The organism is Sulfuricella sp. T08 (assembly GCF_000971475.1).
GTDB lineage: Bacteria > Pseudomonadota > Gammaproteobacteria > Burkholderiales > Sulfuricellaceae > Sulfuricella.
Window position 1 is genome coordinate 11,941 of record NZ_DF967537.1, and the last position, 20,111, is coordinate 32,051.

A 20,111-nucleotide genomic window follows, 5' to 3' on the forward strand; every position below is an offset into this window, starting at 1 on the left:
AAACCCACTGCTTAGAAAGCCTTACGATCCTTGCGCTATAGTGGATAGCAGCTGTTCAAGTTGTTTAATTATCTCTCTGCTACAAAGAGGAAACCATGAGCAAAACGCAAACACACCAACACATCTGCACCGTATGCGGCAAAAGCTTTCCGGCAAAAGAGGCCATCTCCGGCGCAACCGTCCGTGATACGCTCTCAGAACTGATTTTACGCGATCATCCTGACTGGTCTCCTGATGCGTTTATTTGCCGGGCCGATCTATCGCGATACAACACGGACTACGTCGAATCGATCCTCGAATCGGAGCGAGGCGAACTGACCTCACTAGAGAAAGAAGTGGTCGATAGCCTGCGGCAGCACGAAATCCTTTCGACGAACGTGGATGCGGAGTCGGAAAAAACCTGGACATTCGGTGAGCGGCTTGCGGACAAGGTAGCGACGTTCGGTGGAAGCTGGACCTTCCTCATTTGCTTTGCTGCATTCCTGGCAGCTTGGGTAGTTATGAACTCCGCAGTTCTCTATTGGCATCCCATCGATCCGTACCCCTTCATTTTTCTCAACCTCATGCTTTCTTGCCTTGCCGCCATTCAGGCGCCAATTATCATGATGAGCCAGAACCGACAGGAAGCAAAAGACCGCCTCAGGTCTGAACACGACTATCAGGTAAACCTGAAGGCAGAACTGGAAATCCGCCACCTGAATGAAAAACTCGACCATCTGCTATCGCACCAGTGGGAGCGTCTGGTGCAGATTCAGCAAGTGCAGATTCAGATGCTCGCGCAACTGGAAAGGCGGTAGCGCCGTTATACTGATGCAAACTAACCACACATTTCCGTGAACGAACCACAAGTCAAGAATATAGCGCTGCTTAGCCAGATCCCGATGCTCCACTCTTCACGGTAATCAGCTCCTGTCACCGCTTTCCTGCCCTACAAATCCAGATACACCTCAAACTCGATCCGCTGCCATGGGTTGCGGCTTTTCTTCAGGCGGGTGATGCGCGCTTCCGCCTTCGAGCCGCGATCCATGAAACGCGCCAGCGCCTCGTTGTCGGCGCGTGGCACGTAGCCGAGCTTGTGGCCTTGCCACTCGACGCGCACGGCTTTGGTGTCGTGGGAATTGTCTGGTTCACGGACGAGTTGAAGGGTGTCGCCCACCTTCATTTCACTCCATAATTGCTTGCCTTCGTAGTAGCGGAAGCCGGCCAGGGGCGAATTTTGCAGCAGGATTTTGGCGTTTGTGGCGGGCTCGGCGGCACTTGCCGGTAGGGAGAAAGTAAGCGCAAGCAACAGCGCCGCGATCAAACGTAACTGCATGAATTTTACCCCTCTCCCCAACCCTCTCCCCGAAGGGGCGAGGGGGTTATACCGCTCGCTGTTCGAAAAATTTCTCCACATCCACCACTTCACGCGTCCGTTTCATCGGCGGCAGGCTCTGCCAGATGCGCTTGCCGTATTGCTTGGTCAGCAGGCGCGGGTCGCAGATCATCAGCACGCCGCGATCGGTTTCGTCGCGGATCAGGCGCCCTGCGCCCTGCTTGAGGGTGATGACGGCGTGGGGAAGCTGGTATTCCATGAAGGCATTGCGCCCTTCCTGGTTGATCTTCTCGATGCGCGCCGCCAGCACCGGATCGTCCGGCGGAGAAAACGGGAGTTTGTCGATGATCACCAGCGACAGGGCCGAGCCGCGCACGTCGACGCCTTCCCAGAAGCTCTGGCTGGCCACCAGCACAGCGTTGCCGAGGCGGCGAAAGCGCTCCAGCAGTTCGGTGCGGGTGCCCTCCCCTTGCAGCAGCAGGGGGAATTCCAGCCCTTCTTTATCGAAGGCCTCCTTCAGCAGTTCGTGCGCCTCGCGCATGGCGCGCAGGCTGGTGCAGAGCAGGAAAGCGCGGCCGCCGCTAGCGCGGATCACCGGCAGTGCTGCCGCCACTACCGCCTCGGTGTAGCCACGGCTGTTTGGCTCCGGCATGCCCTGGGGCGAGTAGAGCACCGCCTGGTTTTCGTAGTCGAACGGGCTGTCCCAGAAGGCTGTGGTGGCTTCGAGCAGACCCATCTGGCTTTGGTAGTGGCTGAAATCTTTTTTCACGGCGAGCGTGGCGGAGGTGAAAATCCAGGCGCGGGTATGATCGTCGATCTGCTTGCGAAAAATCTCGGCGATGGAAAGCGGCGTGGCGTTGAGCTGCATCGCGCGGTTGAACACTTCCACCCAGCGCACGCTGCCGTTGTTCTCCTCGTCCATCCAGCGCTTCAGTTGCGCCGCGAACTGGGTGCCTCGCTGCCAGCAGTTTTCCAGGCCGGGGCTGCGCGCGGCTTGGGATTCGAGCAGTTTGTTCAGTGCGTCAAGCATGGTCTTGACTTCGGTCAGGGCGTCCGCGAAGCCACGCATCCCCTGCGCACCGGTCAGCGGCAGGCGTACGCTATCCTGCGGGAACACCAGACGCAGGTCGCGTGCTGCCTTCTCCAGAGCCGCAGCGCCCTCGGGCAACTGGGCGAAATCCTTGGCCGAAACCATGCCTTCGGCGTGGGCGTCGTGAGCCAGTTCGAGTAGTTGCGAAGTACTCAGGTTCTCGCCGAAGAACAGACTGGCGGTTTCCGGCAGCTGGTGCGCCTCGTCGAAAATCACCGTGTTGCTGGCCGGCAGGAGTTCGGCCACTCCCTCGTCGCGCAGCATCACGTCGGCGAAGAACAGATGATGGTTAACCACCACCACGTCCGCACCTTGCGCGCGCTTGCGCGCCTCCATCACGAAACACTCCTTGTGCTGCGGGCAATCCTGTCCAAGGCAGTTTTCCCGCGTCGAGGTGACATAAGACCAGATGCCGGCATTCTCCGGCACCTCACTCAAAGCGCTCTTGTCGCCGCTATCGCTAGCCTTGGCGAACATCTCGATTTTCGCCAGGTAAACCGAATCGTCGCGGGTCATGAAGCGCCCTTCGTTCTTGGCGCGTTCGAGGTGGAAATGACAGACGTAATTGGCGCGGCCCTTGAGCATCGCTATCGTCACCGGCACCCTCAGCGCCTCGCGCATCGCCGGGATGTCACGAAAAAAAAGCTGATCCTGCAGGGTCTTGGTGCCGGTGGAAATGATCACCTTGCCGCCGGCGAGCAGTGCCGGAGCCAGATAGGCGTAGGTCTTGCCGGTACCGGTACCCGCTTCAGCCACCAGGATTTCGTGCTTTTCGATTGCCGCAGAAATGGTCCGCGCCATCTCAAGCTGCTGACTGCGAACGCGGTAATCCTTGAAGGAGCGCGCAAGAATGCCGCCTTCGGCGAAAATGGAATCAAGATCAAGCATGAAGAAGCAGGGTTTGCCAAACGTTGAGGTTAGGTTGAGAACACAATTGTACCAGCAACGCCAAAGCGGCATCCCGGTTCTCAACCGCCGCTGGGCTCAGCGGTTCGCCCAGGTTGAAACTTTCCCCACGCACCGACAGCAGGAATGAAGGAGGGGCAGGCCGTTGGTAAACCTGCTCGAACACATGCAGCACGGCTTGCGGCGACATTTCGTGAGTAGTGTATCGGGCATCCTGCGCCGACTGAAGAGGGTAAAACAGAAATGGGCGCGGACAAGACACGCTGCCGTCGATGAACAGGACGAGATCGCGCCCGTCCATATCCACCGAGTGCTCAACCTGGAGCTGAAAATCAGTGACCAGCTCGAATTCGGGCCACTCTGGATGCATCGCCCGGTTCTCGGCAAGCAGATCAAGCAACTGCGGCCCAAGGGCATCGTCGCCCCGGCTCGGATTGCCGTAAGCGAAGATGAGCAGCGGCGCCGTCAAGCGTCGCACCGGCCGTCTGAGTTCTTGTTCAAGCGGTCGATTACGTTGCCTCCCGCATCCACCAGTTCCACTTCCAGCGGCATTTTTCCCACGGCGTGGGTGGCGCAGGACAGGCACGGATCGAAGGCGCGGATCGCCACTTCGATGTGGTTGAGCAGGCCTTCGGTCAGTTGCTGGCCATCCAGGTACTGCAGGGCCACTTGCCGCACCGCTTCATTCATGGCGTGGTTGTTGTGGGTGGTGGAAACGATCAGGTTGGCGCGGACTATCAGTTCGTCTTCGTTGATGCGGTAGTGGTGGATCAGAGTACCGCGCGGCGCCTCGATCACGCCAACGCCCCGCAATGCCCGCTCGCCGCGGTTGACCAGGTCGCTGCCCAGTAAATCATTGTCGTGCAGCAGTTCCTGAATACCCTCGGCGCAGTGCAGCATCTCGATCATGCGCGCCCAGTGGTACGCCAGCGTGGCTTGGGTAGCGCTGCCGCCGCCAAATGCCTTGAAAACCTTCCTTTCGGTCTCGGCCAGAGGCGTCGGGATGAAGTCGCAATTATTGATCCGTGCAAGCGGACCGACCCGGTACCAGCCTTCTTCCCTGCCCCTCGAGCGGATGAACGGGAATTTCATGTAGGACCAGGATTTCACTTCCTCGTGGACATAATCCCAGTAATGACTGTAATCCAGATGGTCGAATATCGCCTGCCCATGCTCGTCCCTGGCCCTTAAACCGCCGTGGTAAAGATCCAGGGCGCCGTCGTCCCGAACCAGGCTCATGAAGCAGGATTTGAAGTAGCCGAATCCGTTATAGAAATCCGGCCGATCACAGTAGATCTTCTTGATCAGTTCCACCGCATCGCGGCTCCAGGCAATCATCTGGTCGATGTCCTTCAGCAGGGAGTCCCGCTCTTCCATCGACAGGTTTTTGTTCACGCCGCCGGGGATTGCCCCGGTGCCGTGAATCCGCTTGCCGGACGTGAGCCGGATCACTTCCTGCCCGTACTTGCGCAGGGCCACGCCCTGTCGGGCGACATCCGGATAGGCGGCAGCCACGCCGACAATATTGCGTTTGGCCACGTCGCTGTCGAAACCGAACAGCAGGTCGGGCGAAGCCAGATAATAAAAATGCAGCGCATGGGACTGGAGTACCTGGCCAAGGTGCATGAGACGGCGCAGCTTCTCGGCGCTAGGCGTCAACTGCGCACCAACGATCATGTCCATCGCCTTGGCAGCCCCCAGGTTATGGCTCACCGGGCAGATACCACACAAGCGCTGCACGATCACCGGCACTTCCCAGTAAGGCCGGCCCTGAATGAATTTCTCGAAGCCGCGGAATTCGACAATATGGAACCGCGCCTGGTGCACGCGATTGTCATCGTCGAGCAAGAGCGTGACCTTGCCGTGGCCTTCCACCCGGGAGACCGGCTCGATCACCACACGCTTGAGCCCTTCAGGATTTGCGGCGGTTTCAAGTTCAAAAGTCATGTAATCAAAACCTCATTAACCGCGAAGGACGCAAAGGTACGCGAAGGAAAGACAAAAAAAGGGTTTACCTTGCGATCCTTTGCGTCCTTTGTGGTAAAGAAATCAATCAAAATGCAGCATCTCATAATCCAGTTTCGGCTCCCTACCGCTCAACAAATCGGTCAGGAAATTCCAGATCGCGTCGCCTGACGGCGGGCAGCCAGGCAGGAAATAGTCCACCTTCACCACCTCGTAAATCGGGTGGACCTTGTCGAAAGGCAGAGGCAGTTCGGGATCGTTGGGTATCTGGCCGCACTCCAGCCCGCCCTCGTAGCAGTACACTTCCTGGAAGCAATCCCACAGGTCAATGTTGTTGCGCATCGCGGGAACACCGCCGTTGATGGCGCACGCGCCGATCGCCACCAGCACCTTGCAGTTCTTGCGGAACTCCTTGAGCACGTGGACGTTTTCAGCATTGCACACGCCCCCTTCTACAAGGCCGATGTCGCACGGTCCGCAGTGCTTGATATCGGTCAGCGGTGAGCGGTCGAATTCGACCAACTCGATCAGGCCGAACAGGCGCTCGTCGATGTCGAGAAACGACATGTGGCAGCCGAAGCAGCCAGCCAAGGAGCAGGTGGCGATGCGAGTCTTTTTTAAAGCGTCGCAAGCAGGCGACACCGCAGCCCCCTCGCCCGCTTGCGGGAGAGGGTTGGGGAGAGGGGAACGATCGCTGTTCTCACTCATCGCTGCCTCCAGTCTGCACTTCCTTGATGGTGATGTGGTCAAAAACACGCTGGCCAATCGGTACGGCGTAGCCATGGCGTTTGATCAGAATCGCCCCGGTCGGGCACACATGGGCAGCCTTGTCGGTGACGGCGAGATCGGTATCGCCCAGCAGGCCACTAGCCGAATTGACCACCAGAAGAGTTTTAATTCCGCGTCCGGAAAGACCAAACACATTCTTGCCGTCAACCTCGCGGCTGGCGCGCACACAGAGTTCGCAGTAAATGCAGCGGTTGCGGTCGAGCATCACGTCGGGATGGGAAGCGTCCGCCTCGCGCTGGGGATAGAAATGGTTGTAATGCGGACTCATCATGCCGAGATAGTAGGCTACGGCCTGGAGCTGGCAGTTGCCGGTTTTCTCGCAAGCCGGGCAGAGGTGGTTGCCCTCGACAAACAGCATTTGCGTCAGGGCAAGCCGGTCCGCATTGAGTTCCGCGATGTCGCTCAGCACTTGTTGTCCTTCCACCGCAGGCATGGTGCAGGATGCGACATTGCGCCCATTGACGTTGACGGTGCACAGTTTGCAGCTACCGTGGGGCTTGAATTCCGGGTTGTGACACAAGTGCGGGATATAGACCCCGGATACCAGCGCCGCGTCCATGATAGTCTGGCCTTCCTGGAACGGCACCGCTAGTCCGTCTATCGTAATCGTTTTGCTCATAGGTGCGCCCAATCGTCATCCCGCCCGGTGATCGTACGCGCCGTCGCCAGCGCCCCATCCAGGTCGAAGGCCGGTTTGAAGGCAAATGCCTTGAGTTTGCTCTCGACCATATCGGGAAATTTTTCCAGGATATCCAGCACCGGGTTGGCGGCGCTGCTGCCCAGCCCGCAATGGCTCATGGTCTTGAGAATATGGCCGAGACGCTTCAGTTCTTCCAGATCGGAAGCGGTGCCGTACCCGCTCGCGATCTTGCTCATGATCTTCTTCTGCAGTTCGGTGCCAACTCGGCACGGGGTGCAGAAGCCACAGCTCTCGTGGGCGAAAAAATCCGCAAAATTCTGCGCTGCCTGAAACAGGTCGCGCTTGCGCCGAAACACCATTAAAGCGCCCGCCGTAGGCAAATCTTCGAAGGCGATTTTGCGCTCGAACTCCTTCCACGAGATGGTGGTGCCGGAAGGGCCGCTTACCTGCACTGCGTAGGAACGCCCCTCTGCACCGCAATCGTCAAGAATCTGGCTCACCGTGACACCGAACGGGTATTCGTAGATACCTGGACGGGCAACATCGCCGGAAACGGAAATCAACTTGGTGCCGGTCGACTGCGCCGTACCTATTGCCGCGAACCAGGCACCGCCTTTTTCCGCGATTTTAGCAGCACAGGCGAAAGTTTCGACGTTGTCCACCACGGTCGGCCTCCCCTTGTAACCGTACGTCACCGGGAACGGCGGACGGTTGCGCGGGCGGCCGCGTTTGCCTTCGAGCGATTCGATCAGCGCCGACTCTTCGCCGCAAATGTAGGCGCCGGCACCCAGGTGGATTTCGATATCGAATGAAAAATCCGTCTGACCGAGGATATTCTCACCCAACAGCCCGGCCTCGCGGCGGCGTTTCAGCACTGCTTCCAGCTGCTGCAGCAGGTAACGATACTCGCCGCGCAGGTAGAGAAAGCCCTTGCTGGCCCCGACCACCCGCGCACCCACGGTCATGCCCTCGAACACCAGATCGGCGTAGCTGTTAAGCAGGACGCGGTCCTTGAAAGTACCCGGTTCACCTTCGTCGGCATTGCAGACGATGAAGCGCTCTGGGTGGCCGCCGACGTCGCAGATTATGCCGCCTTCTTCCTCGGCGATGGCGGCATGACAGAATGACCATTTCGAAGCGGTCTTGAAACCCGCGCCACCGCGGCCACGCAGGTTGGATTTATCCACCTCGGCCAGGGTTTCCTTTGCACCGCGCGCCAGCGTGGCGCGAATCGCCGCTCCCGGCTCGGACGGCTGCCCCAGCAGGACGTCGCCGCGGTGGATATTGTCCGCCACTTCGAACAGCATGGCCGGCCAATCCGCCACCGGCTTGCGCGAGCGGATCAGTTCCGCAATCAAATCCAGCCGGTTGTGATCCAGTTTGGTCAGTGGCCAGCCGTTGATCAGCGCTGCCGGTCCCTGGTCGCACATTCCCGTGCAGGAAGTACTGGCTATGCTGACAAGGCCATCCTCCGACACCTTGCCCGGCTCGACCCAGAGCTTGTTGCACAAATACTGCATAAGCTCGTCCTTGCCGAGCATCTGGTCAGTGATGTTGCCGGAGAAAAGAAGCCGGTATTCTCCGACCGGGTGAGTGGAAAGGAATGAATAGAAACCGACCACGCCTTCCACGTTGACCCGTGGCACGCCAAAATGCGCGGCGATGAGATCGATGGCCTTGGAGGGAATAAAATGGCAGACATCCTGAACTTCGAGCAAAACCTGCAGAAGACGAGATGCATCGCCCCCATGCCGTGCAAGAATCGGCGTCAAAATTCGGGAAATGTCAGAGAACTCGAACTGTTGCATGTGGACGATCCTCCTGCTTGTAACTCATCTCAAACTAATCGCGGCCGGAATGCCAGATCGAAAGTATCAGCCAGAGACTGTTGAAGAACGCCACCATGAAGCCGATCAGGCCGAACAACGGTAAGCCGAACAGGGTAGGCCCGCCTTGCACCGTCATCACGATCGAAGAGCCGATCACCAGCGAGGCAGTCAGGATGCCCAGGGTCAACCGGTTGACACTCGAATCCAGCTGGTGGGAAAAACGTTCCAGGCGCTTGAGATCAAGGTCGATCTTGAACTTTCCGCGCCGCGCTTCCTTGATCAGGTGAGCCACCTCACGCGGCAGTGTGGAGACGATGGAAAAAATGTCATGGAGGTTGCGCTTACCGCGTTTGAATAGTGCATCCGGCATGTAGCGCTCGGCGATCACCCGCCGCACGAATGGATCGAGGTGCGCCACCATATCGAAATCCGGGTCGAGCTGACGGCCCAGACCTTCCAGGGTAATCAGCGCCTTGAATAGCATGGCCAAGTCAGCGGGCATCACCAGAAAGTGGTCGCGCATGATCACGGTCAGGTCGCCCAGCAGCTTGCCGAGGCGCAGATCCTTGAGCGGCACGTTGGCATAATTGAAGACGAATTCGTTTACGTCCGCCGCCAGCTTCGACTCATCCACCGTCGCATCGCCGGTCCATTCCAATAATACGTCGAGCATCCCTTCATCATCCTTGCCCGCCAAGGCGGCGAGCAGGTCGACAATCTGGTTGCGGCGCCCATCCATCAACCGGCCCACCATGCCAAAATCGATCATGGCGATGCGGTTGCCAGGCAGGTAGAACACGTTGCCGGGATGCGGATCGGCATGATAAAAGCCATCGACCATGATCATCTTGAGCACCGCATCGGCCCCATGTGCAGCGAGCACTTTGCGGTTCAGCCCGGCAGCTTCGACCGCCGCCAGATTGTTGCCGGGGATGCCATCCACCCACTGCTGCACGTTCATGACTTCGCTGGTCCACTCCCAGTACACCCTGGGGATCACGACAGTATCGGAGCCGGCAAAATTCTCGGCGAATCGGTCGATGTTGCGCGCCTCGGCCACAAAATCGAGTTCACGCCGCAGAGAGCGAGCGAATTGCATGACGATCTGAATAGGCTGATAGCGACGCATTTCCGGCATCTCGAACTCGATCAGGCGTGCGAGGTGCATCAGGATACGCAGATCGGCCTCGATCTTGGTGCGAATGCCGGGACGGCGAATTTTCAGGATCACCGGAGTGCCATCCTGAAGCTTGGCATGGTGTACCTGGGCGATGGAGGCAGCAGCGACCGCCTCGGTCTGCAACTCCTGGAAAATTTCGTGAGGGGAGCAACCCAGGGCAGCTTCAAGCTGCGGCATCAGGCTTTCGAAAGGGACCGGAGGTACGCCGCTTTGAAGCTTTTCAAACTCGGCGATCCAGTTAGGCGGAAACACGTCCACCCGGGTCGCCATCACCTGCCCGAGCTTGACGAACGTCGGCCCCAGATCCTCAAGCGCACATCGCACCCTCACTGGCGTATCGAGGTGCATGGCATCACCCTGTTCCTTCCAGTGGAGGATGCGCCCCGCCCGTTCGAGCAGGGTGGCGATTCCCAGCTTGCGCACGAGATCCGCCATGCCATAGCGGATCAGGGTAGTGGTAATTTCATGCAGGCGCGGCAGGTCACGCACGACGTTGATGGTTTCCCAGATCATTGTCTGTTTTCTTATTATCCTAGAAAAAGCATTGAACCGCAGAGGACGCGGAGGAATTCAAAAGCACTTGTCCGCGGGTGATTTGGCGAGGGTACGCACCGTCAAGCGCACACCCAAACAGAGTTCCTGTGCAAGCCGATAAACTCTTGCCTTTCCTCTGTGTCATCCGTGTCCTCTGCGGTGAATTGCTGCTTTTATTTCTATTTGACCTTTTTCAGTTTTTCGGCCTTTTCGTGCAGCGCGTCCGCCATGCCGGCGAGAATGCCGCTTGCCAGCGACGCCAGGCGCGCACTCATCTCGCGTGCCGCGTCCTTGCCGGCAGCTTTGCCTTCATGCAGCGTTGCGGAAACCTTGTTGTTGAGGGTGCCTACCGTTTCGGCGACCTTGGCGCCGGTATCCGTACCGGCGCGCCGGGCATGACCAATCAAATCCTTCATTTCCTGCTTGATTTTGCCTGCAGCAGAATCGGCTACCAGGCTGACGGTGTCGAGAAATTCCTCCTCCAGTCGCTTAAGGTTGACCAGTGCCCAGTTCAGGTCGGTTTGGGAAAAATCCTTGGCCTGCGAAGTCAGTTGCTCCAGCGCCAGGCGCGTCGCCTCGGCCGCCTTGGTCAACGCCTCGTCCAACCCGGCCAGACCCTCCGAAAGCGCAGCTTTCACTTCGCCAGCATGCTTCGCCGCGCCCATACTGATACCCTCGCTCACTGCGGTAATCACCGGTTTGATCTCATCGTAGTCGAGCCTGCGTGTTCTCAGCGCCTGCAGCGTCAAATCACGAACCCTGGCGCGAACATCCACGCCAGCCTCAACCGACGAGCTTACTGCTTGTTTGATTTCTTCGGAGGAAAGCATATTCGGGCTGTTGTCACTCATGACGATCTCCTTCTCATTATTCGAATTGTCTTACTCTAAAATCTAGCAGAAATTGCTTTATAATGCGTGGTTTTCGTTGCCATTCCATGCTATCAGGCCAACCCCTTCCCGCTCCAGGATCGCGCAAGCGCTACGCTAGCCTTCAAGGTTCTAGCGATGCCCTTGCGCTGGCGCAACTGGCGATACAAAAACGGCCTCTGATCATCCTGACAGAAACGGCTGCGGATGCCCAGCGCCTGCACGATGAAATCCCTTATTTCGCGCCGGATCTTTCGGTTCACCTGCTGCCGGACTGGGAAACCCTGCCCTATGACCAGCTGTCCCCGCATCAGGACCTGATTTCGGAGCGTCTGGCCACACTCTACCAGATTTCGCAAAACGCCTGCGATGTCGCCATCATACCCGCCACCACTGCACTTTACCGCCTGCCACCGCGCGAATTTCTGGCGGCGCACACTTTTTTCCTGAAGCAGGGCACCCAGCTCGATCTGGATGCTCTGCGCGGCCAGTTGACCCTGGCTGGCTATACCCACGTCACCCAGGTAATAAGCCCCGGCGAATACAGCGTGCGCGGCGGCATCGTCGACCTGTTCCCGATGGGCAGTCCGCTACCCTACCGCATCGACCTGTTCGACAACGAGATCGAGAGCATACGTACCTTCGACGCGGACACTCAGCGCAGCATCTACCCGGTCAAGGATGTCCGCCTGCTGCCGGCGCGAGAGTTTCCACTGGACAAAATCGGCCAGGACACTTTCCGCCGCAACTTCCGCGAAAAATTCGAGGGCGACCCTTCCAAGAGCCGCCTCTACAAGGATGTCAGCCAAGGTTTGGCTCCACACGGCATCGAATATTATTTACCACTGTTTTTCGAGCGCACCGCCACGCTGTTCGATTACCTGCCGCAGGATGCCCTGATCTGCCAGTACCATGGGCTTGAAATAGCAGCACAGAATTTCTGGCGCGACACCCAGTCGCGCTATCAACTGCTGCGCGGCGACCGCGACCGGCCACTGTTGCCGCCGCAGGAGCTGTTCCTCACGGTGGAAGCTCTTTTCGCGGCGCTCAAGCCCTACCCTCGCATCGAGCTGGGTACTGAAGAAGTCACAACCAAACCCGTCAGCGAGCCGCTGCCCTCGGTTCAGGTGGACCGCCGCGCCGATAACCCGGTCAGCAAGCTGCAGCAGTTCGTTGCCGAGTTCGACGGCCGCATCCTGATCCTGGCAGAAAGCCTGGGGCGGCGCGAAACCATGTTGCAATACCTGATGGAGCATGGCCTCAAGCCGGTGCCCTGCGAAACCTATGCCGATTTCCTGGGAAGCCAGGAAAAGTTCATGCTCGGCACGGGTCCATTGAGCACCGGTTTTGTTCTTCCCGCCTCACCGACTCACCCCTCACTCGCTTTCATCACGGAAAGCGAGCTGTATGCCACCCAGGTGCGCCAGATCCGGCGCCGCGATGCAGCGCGCAAATCGACCGTGGAAAACATGCTGCGCGACCTGTCCGAGGTCAAGGTGGGCGATCCGGTGGTGCATGAACAACACGGCATCGGCCGCTACCTGGGGCTGGTCAGCCTGGATCTGGGCGAAGGCGAGACCGAGTTCCTGCTCCTCGAGTATGCCGCTGGCGACAAACTTTACGTGCCGGTTTCCCATCTCTACCTGATCGGCCGCTACAGCGGCGCATCGCCGGAATCCGCGCCGCTGCACAAACTAGGCAGCGGCCAGTGGGAAAAAGCCAAGAAGAAGGCGCTCAAGCAGGCACGCGATACTGCCGCCGAACTGCTCAATCTCTACGCCCAGCGCGCCGCACGACAGGGACATGTGTTCCAGATCAAGCCGCAGGATTACGAGGCGTTCTCCGCCAGTTTCGAGTTCGAGGAAACCCCGGACCAGGCCGCCGCGATCCTGGCCGTGATCGAGGACATGACCTCCGGCAAACCGATGGACCGGCTGGTCTGCGGCGACGTCGGCTTCGGCAAGACCGAGGTTGCCCTGCGCGCCGCCTTCGTTGCCGTGGCCGACGGCAAGCAGGTGGCTATCCTGGTGCCCACCACCCTGCTCGCCGAGCAGCACTTCCAGAACTTTTCCGACCGCTTCGCCGAGTGGCCGATCAAAATCGCCGAACTGTCGCGCTTCCGTTCCGCCAAAGAACAGACCGAAGCTCTCAAGGGCATGGCAGAAGGCAAGATCGACATCGTCATCGGCACCCACAAGCTGATCCAGAAAGACATCAAATTCAAAAACCTGGGCCTGGTGATCGTCGACGAGGAGCACCGCTTCGGCGTGCGCCAGAAGGAGCAACTCAAAGCCCTGCGCGCCGAGGTCGACGTGCTGACCCTGACCGCCACGCCCATCCCTCGCTCCCTGTCGATGTCGCTGGAAGGACTGCGCGATTTTTCCGTCATCGCCACCGCGCCGCAGCGGCGCCTGTCCATCAAGACCTTCGTCAGCCCCGACAGCGACGGCATCATCCGCGAGGCAGTGCTACGCGAACTCAAGCGCGGCGGGCAAATATATTTCCTCCACAACGAGGTCGAAACCATCCTCAACGTGCAGGAAAAACTCACCCAGCTCTTGCCCGAAGCGCGCATCGCAGTGGCTCACGGCCAACTGCGCGAGCGCGAGCTGGAACATGTGATGCGCGACTTCTACCAGCAGCGCTTCAACCTGCTGCTGTGCACCACTATCATCGAAACCGGCATCGACATTCCCACCGCAAACACCATCATCATCCACCGCGCCGACAAGTTTGGCCTCGCCCAGCTTCACCAGTTGCGCGGGCGCGTCGGGCGCTCCCACCATCAGGCCTACGCCTATCTGCTCACGCCTCCCGGCGAGGATGGCATCACGCCGCAGGCGAGAAAGCGCCTGGACGCGATCCAGTCTCTGGAAGACCTGGGCGCGGGCTTCTATCTTTCCATGCACGACCTGGAAATCCGCGGCGCGGGCGAAATTCTGGGCGAATCGCAGAGCGGGGATATGCAGGAGATCGGCTTCAACCTCTACGCCGACATGCTCAACAGGGCGGTAAAAGCGCTCAAGGCGGGCAAGGAACCGGACATTGCCGAGCCGCTCGGCATCACCACCGAAATCAACCTGCACAGCCCGGCATTGCTGCCCAACGACTATTGCGGCGACGTCAACGAGCGCCTGACCCTGTACAAGCGCCTGGCGAACTGCGCCACCCTCGATGAACTGGATCAGCTCCACGAGGAACTGATCGATCGCTTCGGTCTGTTGCCGTCGCAGGCCAGCGCCTTGCTCGACACCCACCGCCTGCGCATCCTCGCCAAACCGCTCGGCATTGCCAAGATCGATGCGAGCAGCAACGGCATCCTGCTGCAATTCATCCCCAATCCGCCGATCGACCCGGTTAAAATCATCCAGATGATCCAGACCAAGCCCGGCTGCAAACTGGCCGGACCGGACCGGCTTAAAGTCAGCCGCGAAATGCCGGAAGTGAAAAACAGGGTGGAAGAGGTTGTGCGGTTGCTGAAGGAGCTGGGGTAATCTGTAGAAATTCAGACTTGATCTTACCTGCTACGCAGGACCAAGTCTGAATCTGTAAGGTCTGCCTCGCGCCACAAGCGACCAGATGAACGCCTAAAATGACCGGCAGAAATATCGCGAACAGCGTTCATTCAGTGATGTGATTGGCGGGGATTTTCTACAGCGTCAACGTTTGAGTTGAGCCGCCGCTGATGAGCCTACGCCTTTGGCAGTGAAATATCTAACGGTGATAAGTTAAGTTTGGTTGTCACGTTTCTTCCAAAAGCTTTTGCATTTTGGACATTGAAAGCCAATATAAACTCCATCGCGCGCCGTGACTTGGCCTATGCCACCACACTTCAGACAAGTGCTATTGATTTCATTACCTTGAATATATTCACCATCCTTTTGGTTTATGGCTAGATATACAAATAATCCCGAAGAAACAACGGCGCAAGCTATGGTTAGAAGCCATCCACCACCAAACGCAAAGTATCCAACAATGAGTCCGATGAACCCACCAGCGATGATGGCATTAGGAACGCTCAAATATGATGAGTTTTTATAATATCTATAAGTTGGTGTTCCGTAATATGGTTTTTCGTATCTGGTATTGATGCGGGGACCCTTATCCGCAACTGGCTCACCATCTGAAATGAACATGATCGTGAGAGCACGTGGTCGACCATCATTTCCTTCGCTTAGCTCGAATGTGACCAAATCTCCTGGCATAGGGCGCCGACCACCTTGCACTTGGGTGATGTGGAAGAAGTAGTCCTTGTCTTCGGGCACGTGGATGAATCCATAGCTGTGCTCAGCCTTGAAGAACTTGATGTAGCCAGCTTGACGGCGTGCCATGGTTTTTGTGATGCCTAACGTTTGACATGAGCGGCGGTCAGCGGGCGCAGCCCGTTGAACAGAATCTTCCCCTGATTTAATTGACACCTGATTAAGCCAACTGATTTTCATACTTTGCTGGCGACACGTAATTTAATGATGAATGGATTCTACTGTGATTATAGAAAGGAATATAGCTCCTCAGGACTGAAAGCATTTGGCTGTCTTCGGTAAAAACACAGCCATGAATCACATCGGACTTCATGGAATGGAAGAAGGACTCCATGAATGCATTGTCAGTCACCTTGCCCGGGCGATTCATGCTCTGGGTAATCCGTAGTTGTGACAGCCGTTCACGGAAAGCATTAGCCGCATATTCAATGCCGCGATCTGTGTGGAAGATCAGTCCTGGTGGAGGGCGTCGCTTACCCACTGCGTGGTTGAGCGCACGCAATGTCAGCGCAACATTCTTCTGCTGGCCAAAGGCCCAGCCAATAACCCGCCGTGAGCACCGATCCATTACCACCGCCAGATAGCGGTAGATCGTCCCCACCTTGAGATAAGTGATATCGCCCACCCAGACCTGATTGAGCGCATCAGCCGGGTGCTCATGCTGTTGATTGGGCAGGCTGCCGAAGAATCGTTTGAGATTGGGAGAGGTGTATCGCAGTGTCGCCACTCGTGCCTTGATTCCGCAACGACGCATCAGCCTGGCCACGCGGTTCTTGCTCACCGCCACGCCTTGTTCCTGCAACTGGCGATACACCCTGGGGCTCCCATAAAGGCCACGGCTGGCCTGATGAACTTGCCTGATTTGCTGGGTTAAAGTTGCGTTCTCCCGTACCCGTGAGCTGGGACTACGGCTGAGCCAGGCATAGTAACCGGCACGGGTGACGCCATACACACGGCACATCAGCGCGATGGTGTTGTTTTCCCGGTTTGCTTCGATGAACTCGAAGATTTCCGTTTTTGATCGGAAGCAAACCGGATGGCTTTTTTTAGGAGTTCATGCTCCTGCTGCAACACTTTGTACTTCTTCTCCAGTTCACGCAGACGCTTGAGTTCGGCAGTAGTCTCGTCATCCAGCTTGATCCCTTTAGTCACAATCAATCCCTCCCTGGCTTGTTTACGCCAGCGTGACAGCATGAAGGGGTGGATGTCCAGCGCTCCGGCAACATCCTGAATCAGGACGTCGGGAAGCTCGCTTAAACGTACTGCGGTAGCCTTGAATTGCATGCTGTAGCGATGCACTTTTGGCGACTTTGATTTGCCCATGAAACACCTCCGTTTTGTTAGGTGGAGGTGTCAACTATTTTGGGGGAAGGTTAACATCCGCTCGATGGATTGGTTAGGCTTCCCTCGCACTCGGATGCACTTGCGCGTTCAAGATAGTTGCTAGTTCACCTATAGATAGGGATCGGAAACCAAGGCCCTTTCGAATCGGCTCGAACACTTCCAGCATCCGCCGATGCATTTCAATCGAGGGATGGTGGCAGTTGAAGCTGCGTCCCTTGAATTCCTCAAACCGTTCGAGTTCGTTGACCAAGAAAAGGGCTGTTCCCATGTACTCCCCCTCATTGTTTCCGTCAAATCCGTGAAACTTCGGGTCTTTGCCGAAGTGCGGCACATGAGTTGCAAGCTCTGCTTTCTGCGCCTCGTTCAGTTCGGCATAGGACCTTTCGATAAAGCTCCACATGTCAAGGATGTCCACGACCACCCTGACGACAGCGGGATCGTCGGCCTCTGAAAATGGTATGCCTGTGTACTTCCATCTGATGCCCCAAAGCTTGTCATTAAAAATAGCAGACCGGAGAAAGTCTGGGTCCATCTCGCCATCAATACCAAGCTTCTCGTACAACTCAGTCAACATCAGAACAATAATCTTCTCGCCATCGGACAGCTTCATTTCTTACCTCTCATAGATCTTTGGGTGTTTGTTCGCGCCGGTCGTCGGCATGTTGCTTCGCTATCGGCATGAAAGCTTGAATCTTGTAGTAAATGCTCTTGCCGTGCGCTTTCATGTCCTCTGGCGTGACAGCCTCCGCTAAAGCCTCTATGTCCGACCTGAGATCGTCGCAAAGCGAACGTGCCTCATTGCCAAAGATGTCGGTGAAGTTACTGCTCTGTTCAAGTAGTGATCGAGCGTACTCTTCAATCTCCCTGGCGATCTTTGCGCAGTTGACGCCTCGTAGGAGCTTAGCGTTAGATGAAGGCCCCACCTCGGATGCGACGGCAAGAATTCGCTTGGTGTCTGCGTAGACCTGCGACACCTCGAGCATCTTTCTGCGATGGACTATTTCATCTCGAAGCGATTCTGCCTTCGTCGCCGCTTGAGCGGACTTCCTTGCCTCATAGAGTGCCCAGACAGCGCCGGCTATAGAGGCTACGGAGCCAAGTATTGAGAGTGTGCTATCCATGTGGGCGCAAATGTGGGTTCTTGGGAAGCCAAACAGTTATTATACGGACACACAGGTCAGTTCTATTGTTAATAATTAAGACGTGCTGTTTTTTTGTAAGCTGTTGATTCATAGCAACTCGATAAATCCACCTGTCCGCATATGATGTAATAATACTGCACATCAATTGTGCTGGCGCATATGACAATTAATTTAAATGGTTTTGCCAAGCTGGATAGCCGTTATATGGCATTGAGCAGACCGTAACTAGGGAGGTGGCGACCGGCTAATTTGGGTCGGGAGCGCGACCGTTCGGGATGATTCCCGCACCTTATGGCCGGTGACGATTTCATACCAGCCGTTGGCGCCTCTGGATGCCACCGGCAGCAATGGCCGAGGAGAGGTCATACACATCGGATAATCTGAGCGACTGCTCATGGCACGGTCCCGCGCAAGGCAGGCACACGAGCTACCACATCAAGTCGTCCGGGATCTGGAAGGCGGCATACGGATCGTTCGCATCGATCTCGGTGCTGGCCTTGTTCACCCGAACGACGAGCGAGGCATCGCGCTCGGCGATCTTGTCGGCGATAACCCTGGGTACCAATTCGGTGGCGCCGCCCTGGCAGACGATCACCAGGCGACCGGCCGTTAAATGCGCCTGGACCGTGGCCGACACATACAGCCGTTCGATCTTATTGTCGCGGGTAAAATTGTAGGCAATATCGCCATTGCCCTTGCTCTGGCGATTCTCTTGCACCATCTGTGCAATTTGAGCCACGATCGCCTTTTGGGTGGCGGCCGCATCGCGCTGGGCATTGAGTTCGCGGGCCCGCTCGGCATTCTTGCGTTGCGTTTCGAGTGCAGCCAGGCGCACTTCATCGACACTCTGCGTACCGGTCCGGCGCTCGACCTTATTCTGCTTGCTCTTGTCATGATTGGCCTGTTTGACTTTGTTTTTGTCGACCAGGCCGGCTTTCAAAAACTGATCTTGGAAGGAAGCCATATGTGCTACTCCGTAGAGGGTCCGCTGGCCCAGGCAGCGGCGCCGGCCTGGTCAGTGAAAAGACGCTATCATAGCAAAAGTCGACTCCGCATACCCGCGATCAAAACCTTGCAGGCGCTCATGGCCAATATCCGGCAAGGCCCTGGGTGCAGACAACCCGAAAGTGGGCTAGGGGCACCTCCGGCATGTAGCGTTGATGAAAGCAACCGCTTCACTCCTCCAGGATATAAACCCCTCAGGATTTTGAACGAAAAAAATCCCGCCTCCTGCTGAGTGGACAGGCATTCCGCCTTGTTGCGGTGATTGGGTGAAACAGCGACATGGATGTCGGTATAATTCATGTATTCAGCGCAGTCCGTCTCGCTCAATTGTTCACTATGGAGTTTTCACCTTGTTTAAGTTCATCGGCGTCATTGCAGGTTTTCTCTTGTTCGGATTTTTCGGTTCGGTTCTTGGTTATATCGTCGGGGCTATTATTGATCGCGCGAGAGCCCTGGGCGCCGGCGGGATGAACCCCCTGACGAATGCACTTCGCCAAGCCGTATTCCTGGAAACAGTGTTCCTTTTGATGGGCAAACTGGCCAAGGCTGACGGGCAGATCTCACAAGTCGAGATCGACCATGTCGAGCAGTTCATACAGAAACTGGGCATGACAACAGATCACCGCACGCAGGCGATCACATGGTTCAACAAGGGGGCTGACCAGGCATTCGAAATTGAGCCGACGTGCAGGCGTTTCATGTCTATTTGCGGCCAGACCAGGGATCTGAAGCAAGTACTGCTAGTTTATCTCATCGTCATCGCACTGGCGGATGGGGATTTCCATCCGGCTGAAGAAGCTCTGCTCACTGCGACCGCAAGTCGCCTTGGCTACGACCAGGCCGCGTTCAAGCAGTTGATGGACATGGTGCTGAATCAATCCCGCTTCGGCAGTCATCAAATCAATCCAGCAGAAGCATTAGATGATGCCTATAAAGCGTTGGGGGTTACCAAAGACAGTACGGATCAGGAAATCAAGCGCGCCTATCGCAAGTTGATGAGTCAATACCACCCCGACAAATTGATGGGGCAGGGTGTGCCGGAAGATATGATCGCCGTTGCAACTGAGCAAGCAAAAGAGATTCAGCTTGCGTACGACTTGATCAAGAAGATCAGAAATATCTGACCTGCCGAATATCGAACCTATGGCACGCACAGCACTCATACAGCAGATTGCATCCAGGCATTCCCAACTTACAACCCAGGACTTAGTTAAAATAATTGGTGCATGCCCCGTTTATCA

Annotated in this window: 18 protein-coding genes; 3 read left to right on the forward strand and 15 right to left on the reverse strand. The window is 57.0% G+C overall.

Annotated features, from left to right (window positions below):
- The first annotated feature begins 95 nt into the window (after window positions 1-95).
- On the forward strand, window positions 96-797 hold the full coding sequence (locus SCT_RS08815) for a DUF1003 domain-containing protein (protein WP_059421814.1): 702 nt from the start codon (window positions 96-98) through the stop codon (window positions 795-797).
- Window positions 798-928: 131 nt separating this feature from the next.
- Here the strand turns inward: SCT_RS08815 and SCT_RS08820 are convergent, their stop codons facing one another.
- The 9 genes from SCT_RS08820 to SCT_RS08860 all read right to left on the reverse strand — a co-directional run bounded on the left by SCT_RS08820 (window position 929) and on the right by SCT_RS08860 (window position 11,099).
- Window positions 929-1,315, reverse strand: a complete 387-nt coding sequence (locus SCT_RS08820) for an HIRAN domain-containing protein (RefSeq protein WP_059421819.1) — start codon at window positions 1,313-1,315, stop codon at window positions 929-931.
- 46 nt (window positions 1,316-1,361) lie between these two features.
- Window positions 1,362-3,293: an ATP-dependent DNA helicase gene (locus SCT_RS08825; protein ID WP_059421829.1), complete on the reverse strand. Its 1,932-nt coding sequence runs from the start codon at window positions 3,291-3,293 to the stop codon at window positions 1,362-1,364.
- Window positions 3,286-3,789 (reverse strand): hydrogenase maturation protease, encoded by a 504-nt coding sequence (locus tag SCT_RS08830; protein WP_237759643.1) that lies wholly within the window; start codon window positions 3,787-3,789, stop codon window positions 3,286-3,288. The genes SCT_RS08825 and SCT_RS08830 overlap by 8 nt, the downstream gene beginning before the upstream one ends.
- A complete protein-coding gene (locus SCT_RS08835; RefSeq protein WP_059421833.1) occupies window positions 3,777-5,258 on the reverse strand; it encodes a Ni/Fe hydrogenase subunit alpha in 1,482 nt (493 codons plus the stop codon). The genes SCT_RS08830 and SCT_RS08835 overlap by 13 nt, the downstream gene beginning before the upstream one ends.
- Before the next feature lie 102 nt (window positions 5,259-5,360).
- Complete coding sequence (locus tag SCT_RS08840; protein ID WP_059421931.1) at window positions 5,361-5,918, reverse strand: NADP oxidoreductase; 558 nt, start codon at window positions 5,916-5,918, stop codon at window positions 5,361-5,363.
- A 58-nt stretch (window positions 5,919-5,976) separates the two neighbouring features.
- Complete coding sequence (locus tag SCT_RS08845; protein ID WP_059421835.1) at window positions 5,977-6,684, reverse strand: 2Fe-2S iron-sulfur cluster-binding protein; 708 nt, start codon at window positions 6,682-6,684, stop codon at window positions 5,977-5,979.
- Window positions 6,681-8,513, reverse strand: a complete 1,833-nt coding sequence (locus SCT_RS08850) for an NAD(P)H-dependent oxidoreductase subunit E (RefSeq protein WP_059421837.1) — start codon at window positions 8,511-8,513, stop codon at window positions 6,681-6,683. The genes SCT_RS08845 and SCT_RS08850 overlap by 4 nt, the downstream gene beginning before the upstream one ends.
- Before the next feature lie 34 nt (window positions 8,514-8,547).
- A complete protein-coding gene (locus tag SCT_RS08855) occupies window positions 8,548-10,227 on the reverse strand; it encodes an AarF/ABC1/UbiB kinase family protein (RefSeq protein ID WP_059421840.1) in 1,680 nt (559 codons plus the stop codon).
- A 200-nt stretch (window positions 10,228-10,427) separates the two neighbouring features.
- Window positions 10,428-11,099 (reverse strand): DUF6781 family protein, encoded by a 672-nt coding sequence (locus SCT_RS08860; RefSeq protein WP_059421841.1) that lies wholly within the window; start codon window positions 11,097-11,099, stop codon window positions 10,428-10,430.
- 86 nt (window positions 11,100-11,185) lie between these two features.
- Here SCT_RS08860 and mfd point away from each other — a divergent pair, with 86 nt between their 5' ends.
- Window positions 11,186-14,611 carry a transcription-repair coupling factor gene (mfd, locus tag SCT_RS08865; RefSeq protein WP_059421934.1) on the forward strand — a complete coding sequence of 1,142 codons (3,426 nt, stop codon included), beginning with the start codon at window positions 11,186-11,188 and terminating at the stop codon, window positions 14,609-14,611.
- 234 nt (window positions 14,612-14,845) lie between these two features.
- On the opposite strand, the gene SCT_RS08870 is transcribed toward mfd, so the two are convergent.
- The 6 genes from SCT_RS08870 to SCT_RS08895 all read right to left on the reverse strand — a co-directional run bounded on the left by SCT_RS08870 (window position 14,846) and on the right by SCT_RS08895 (window position 18,829).
- Complete coding sequence (locus SCT_RS08870; RefSeq protein WP_082098261.1) at window positions 14,846-15,559, reverse strand: cold-shock protein; 714 nt, start codon at window positions 15,557-15,559, stop codon at window positions 14,846-14,848.
- A complete protein-coding gene (locus SCT_RS08875) occupies window positions 15,540-16,388 on the reverse strand; it encodes an IS3 family transposase (protein ID WP_144408255.1) in 849 nt (282 codons plus the stop codon). The genes SCT_RS08870 and SCT_RS08875 overlap by 20 nt, the downstream gene beginning before the upstream one ends.
- On the reverse strand, window positions 16,340-16,702 hold the full coding sequence (locus SCT_RS08880) for a transposase (protein WP_059421849.1): 363 nt from the start codon (window positions 16,700-16,702) through the stop codon (window positions 16,340-16,342). Before SCT_RS08880 ends, SCT_RS08875 begins: the two co-directional genes overlap by 49 nt.
- Before the next feature lie 73 nt (window positions 16,703-16,775).
- Complete coding sequence (locus SCT_RS08885; protein ID WP_059421850.1) at window positions 16,776-17,333, reverse strand: YfbU family protein; 558 nt, start codon at window positions 17,331-17,333, stop codon at window positions 16,776-16,778.
- Between the two features lie 10 nt (window positions 17,334-17,343).
- Window positions 17,344-17,844, reverse strand: coding sequence for a hypothetical protein (locus SCT_RS08890; RefSeq protein WP_059421852.1), 501 nt, complete (start codon window positions 17,842-17,844; stop codon window positions 17,344-17,346).
- Between the two features lie 448 nt (window positions 17,845-18,292).
- Entirely contained in the window at window positions 18,293-18,829 is a 537-nt protein-coding gene (locus tag SCT_RS08895) for a DUF2058 domain-containing protein (RefSeq protein WP_059421856.1), read from the reverse strand.
- A gap of 391 nt (window positions 18,830-19,220) precedes the next feature.
- Between SCT_RS08895 and djlA the strand changes: the two genes are divergently transcribed.
- Window positions 19,221-19,994 carry a co-chaperone DjlA gene (gene djlA / locus SCT_RS08900; protein WP_059421859.1) on the forward strand — a complete coding sequence of 258 codons (774 nt, stop codon included), beginning with the start codon at window positions 19,221-19,223 and terminating at the stop codon, window positions 19,992-19,994.
- Window positions 19,995-20,111 lie beyond the last annotated feature (117 nt).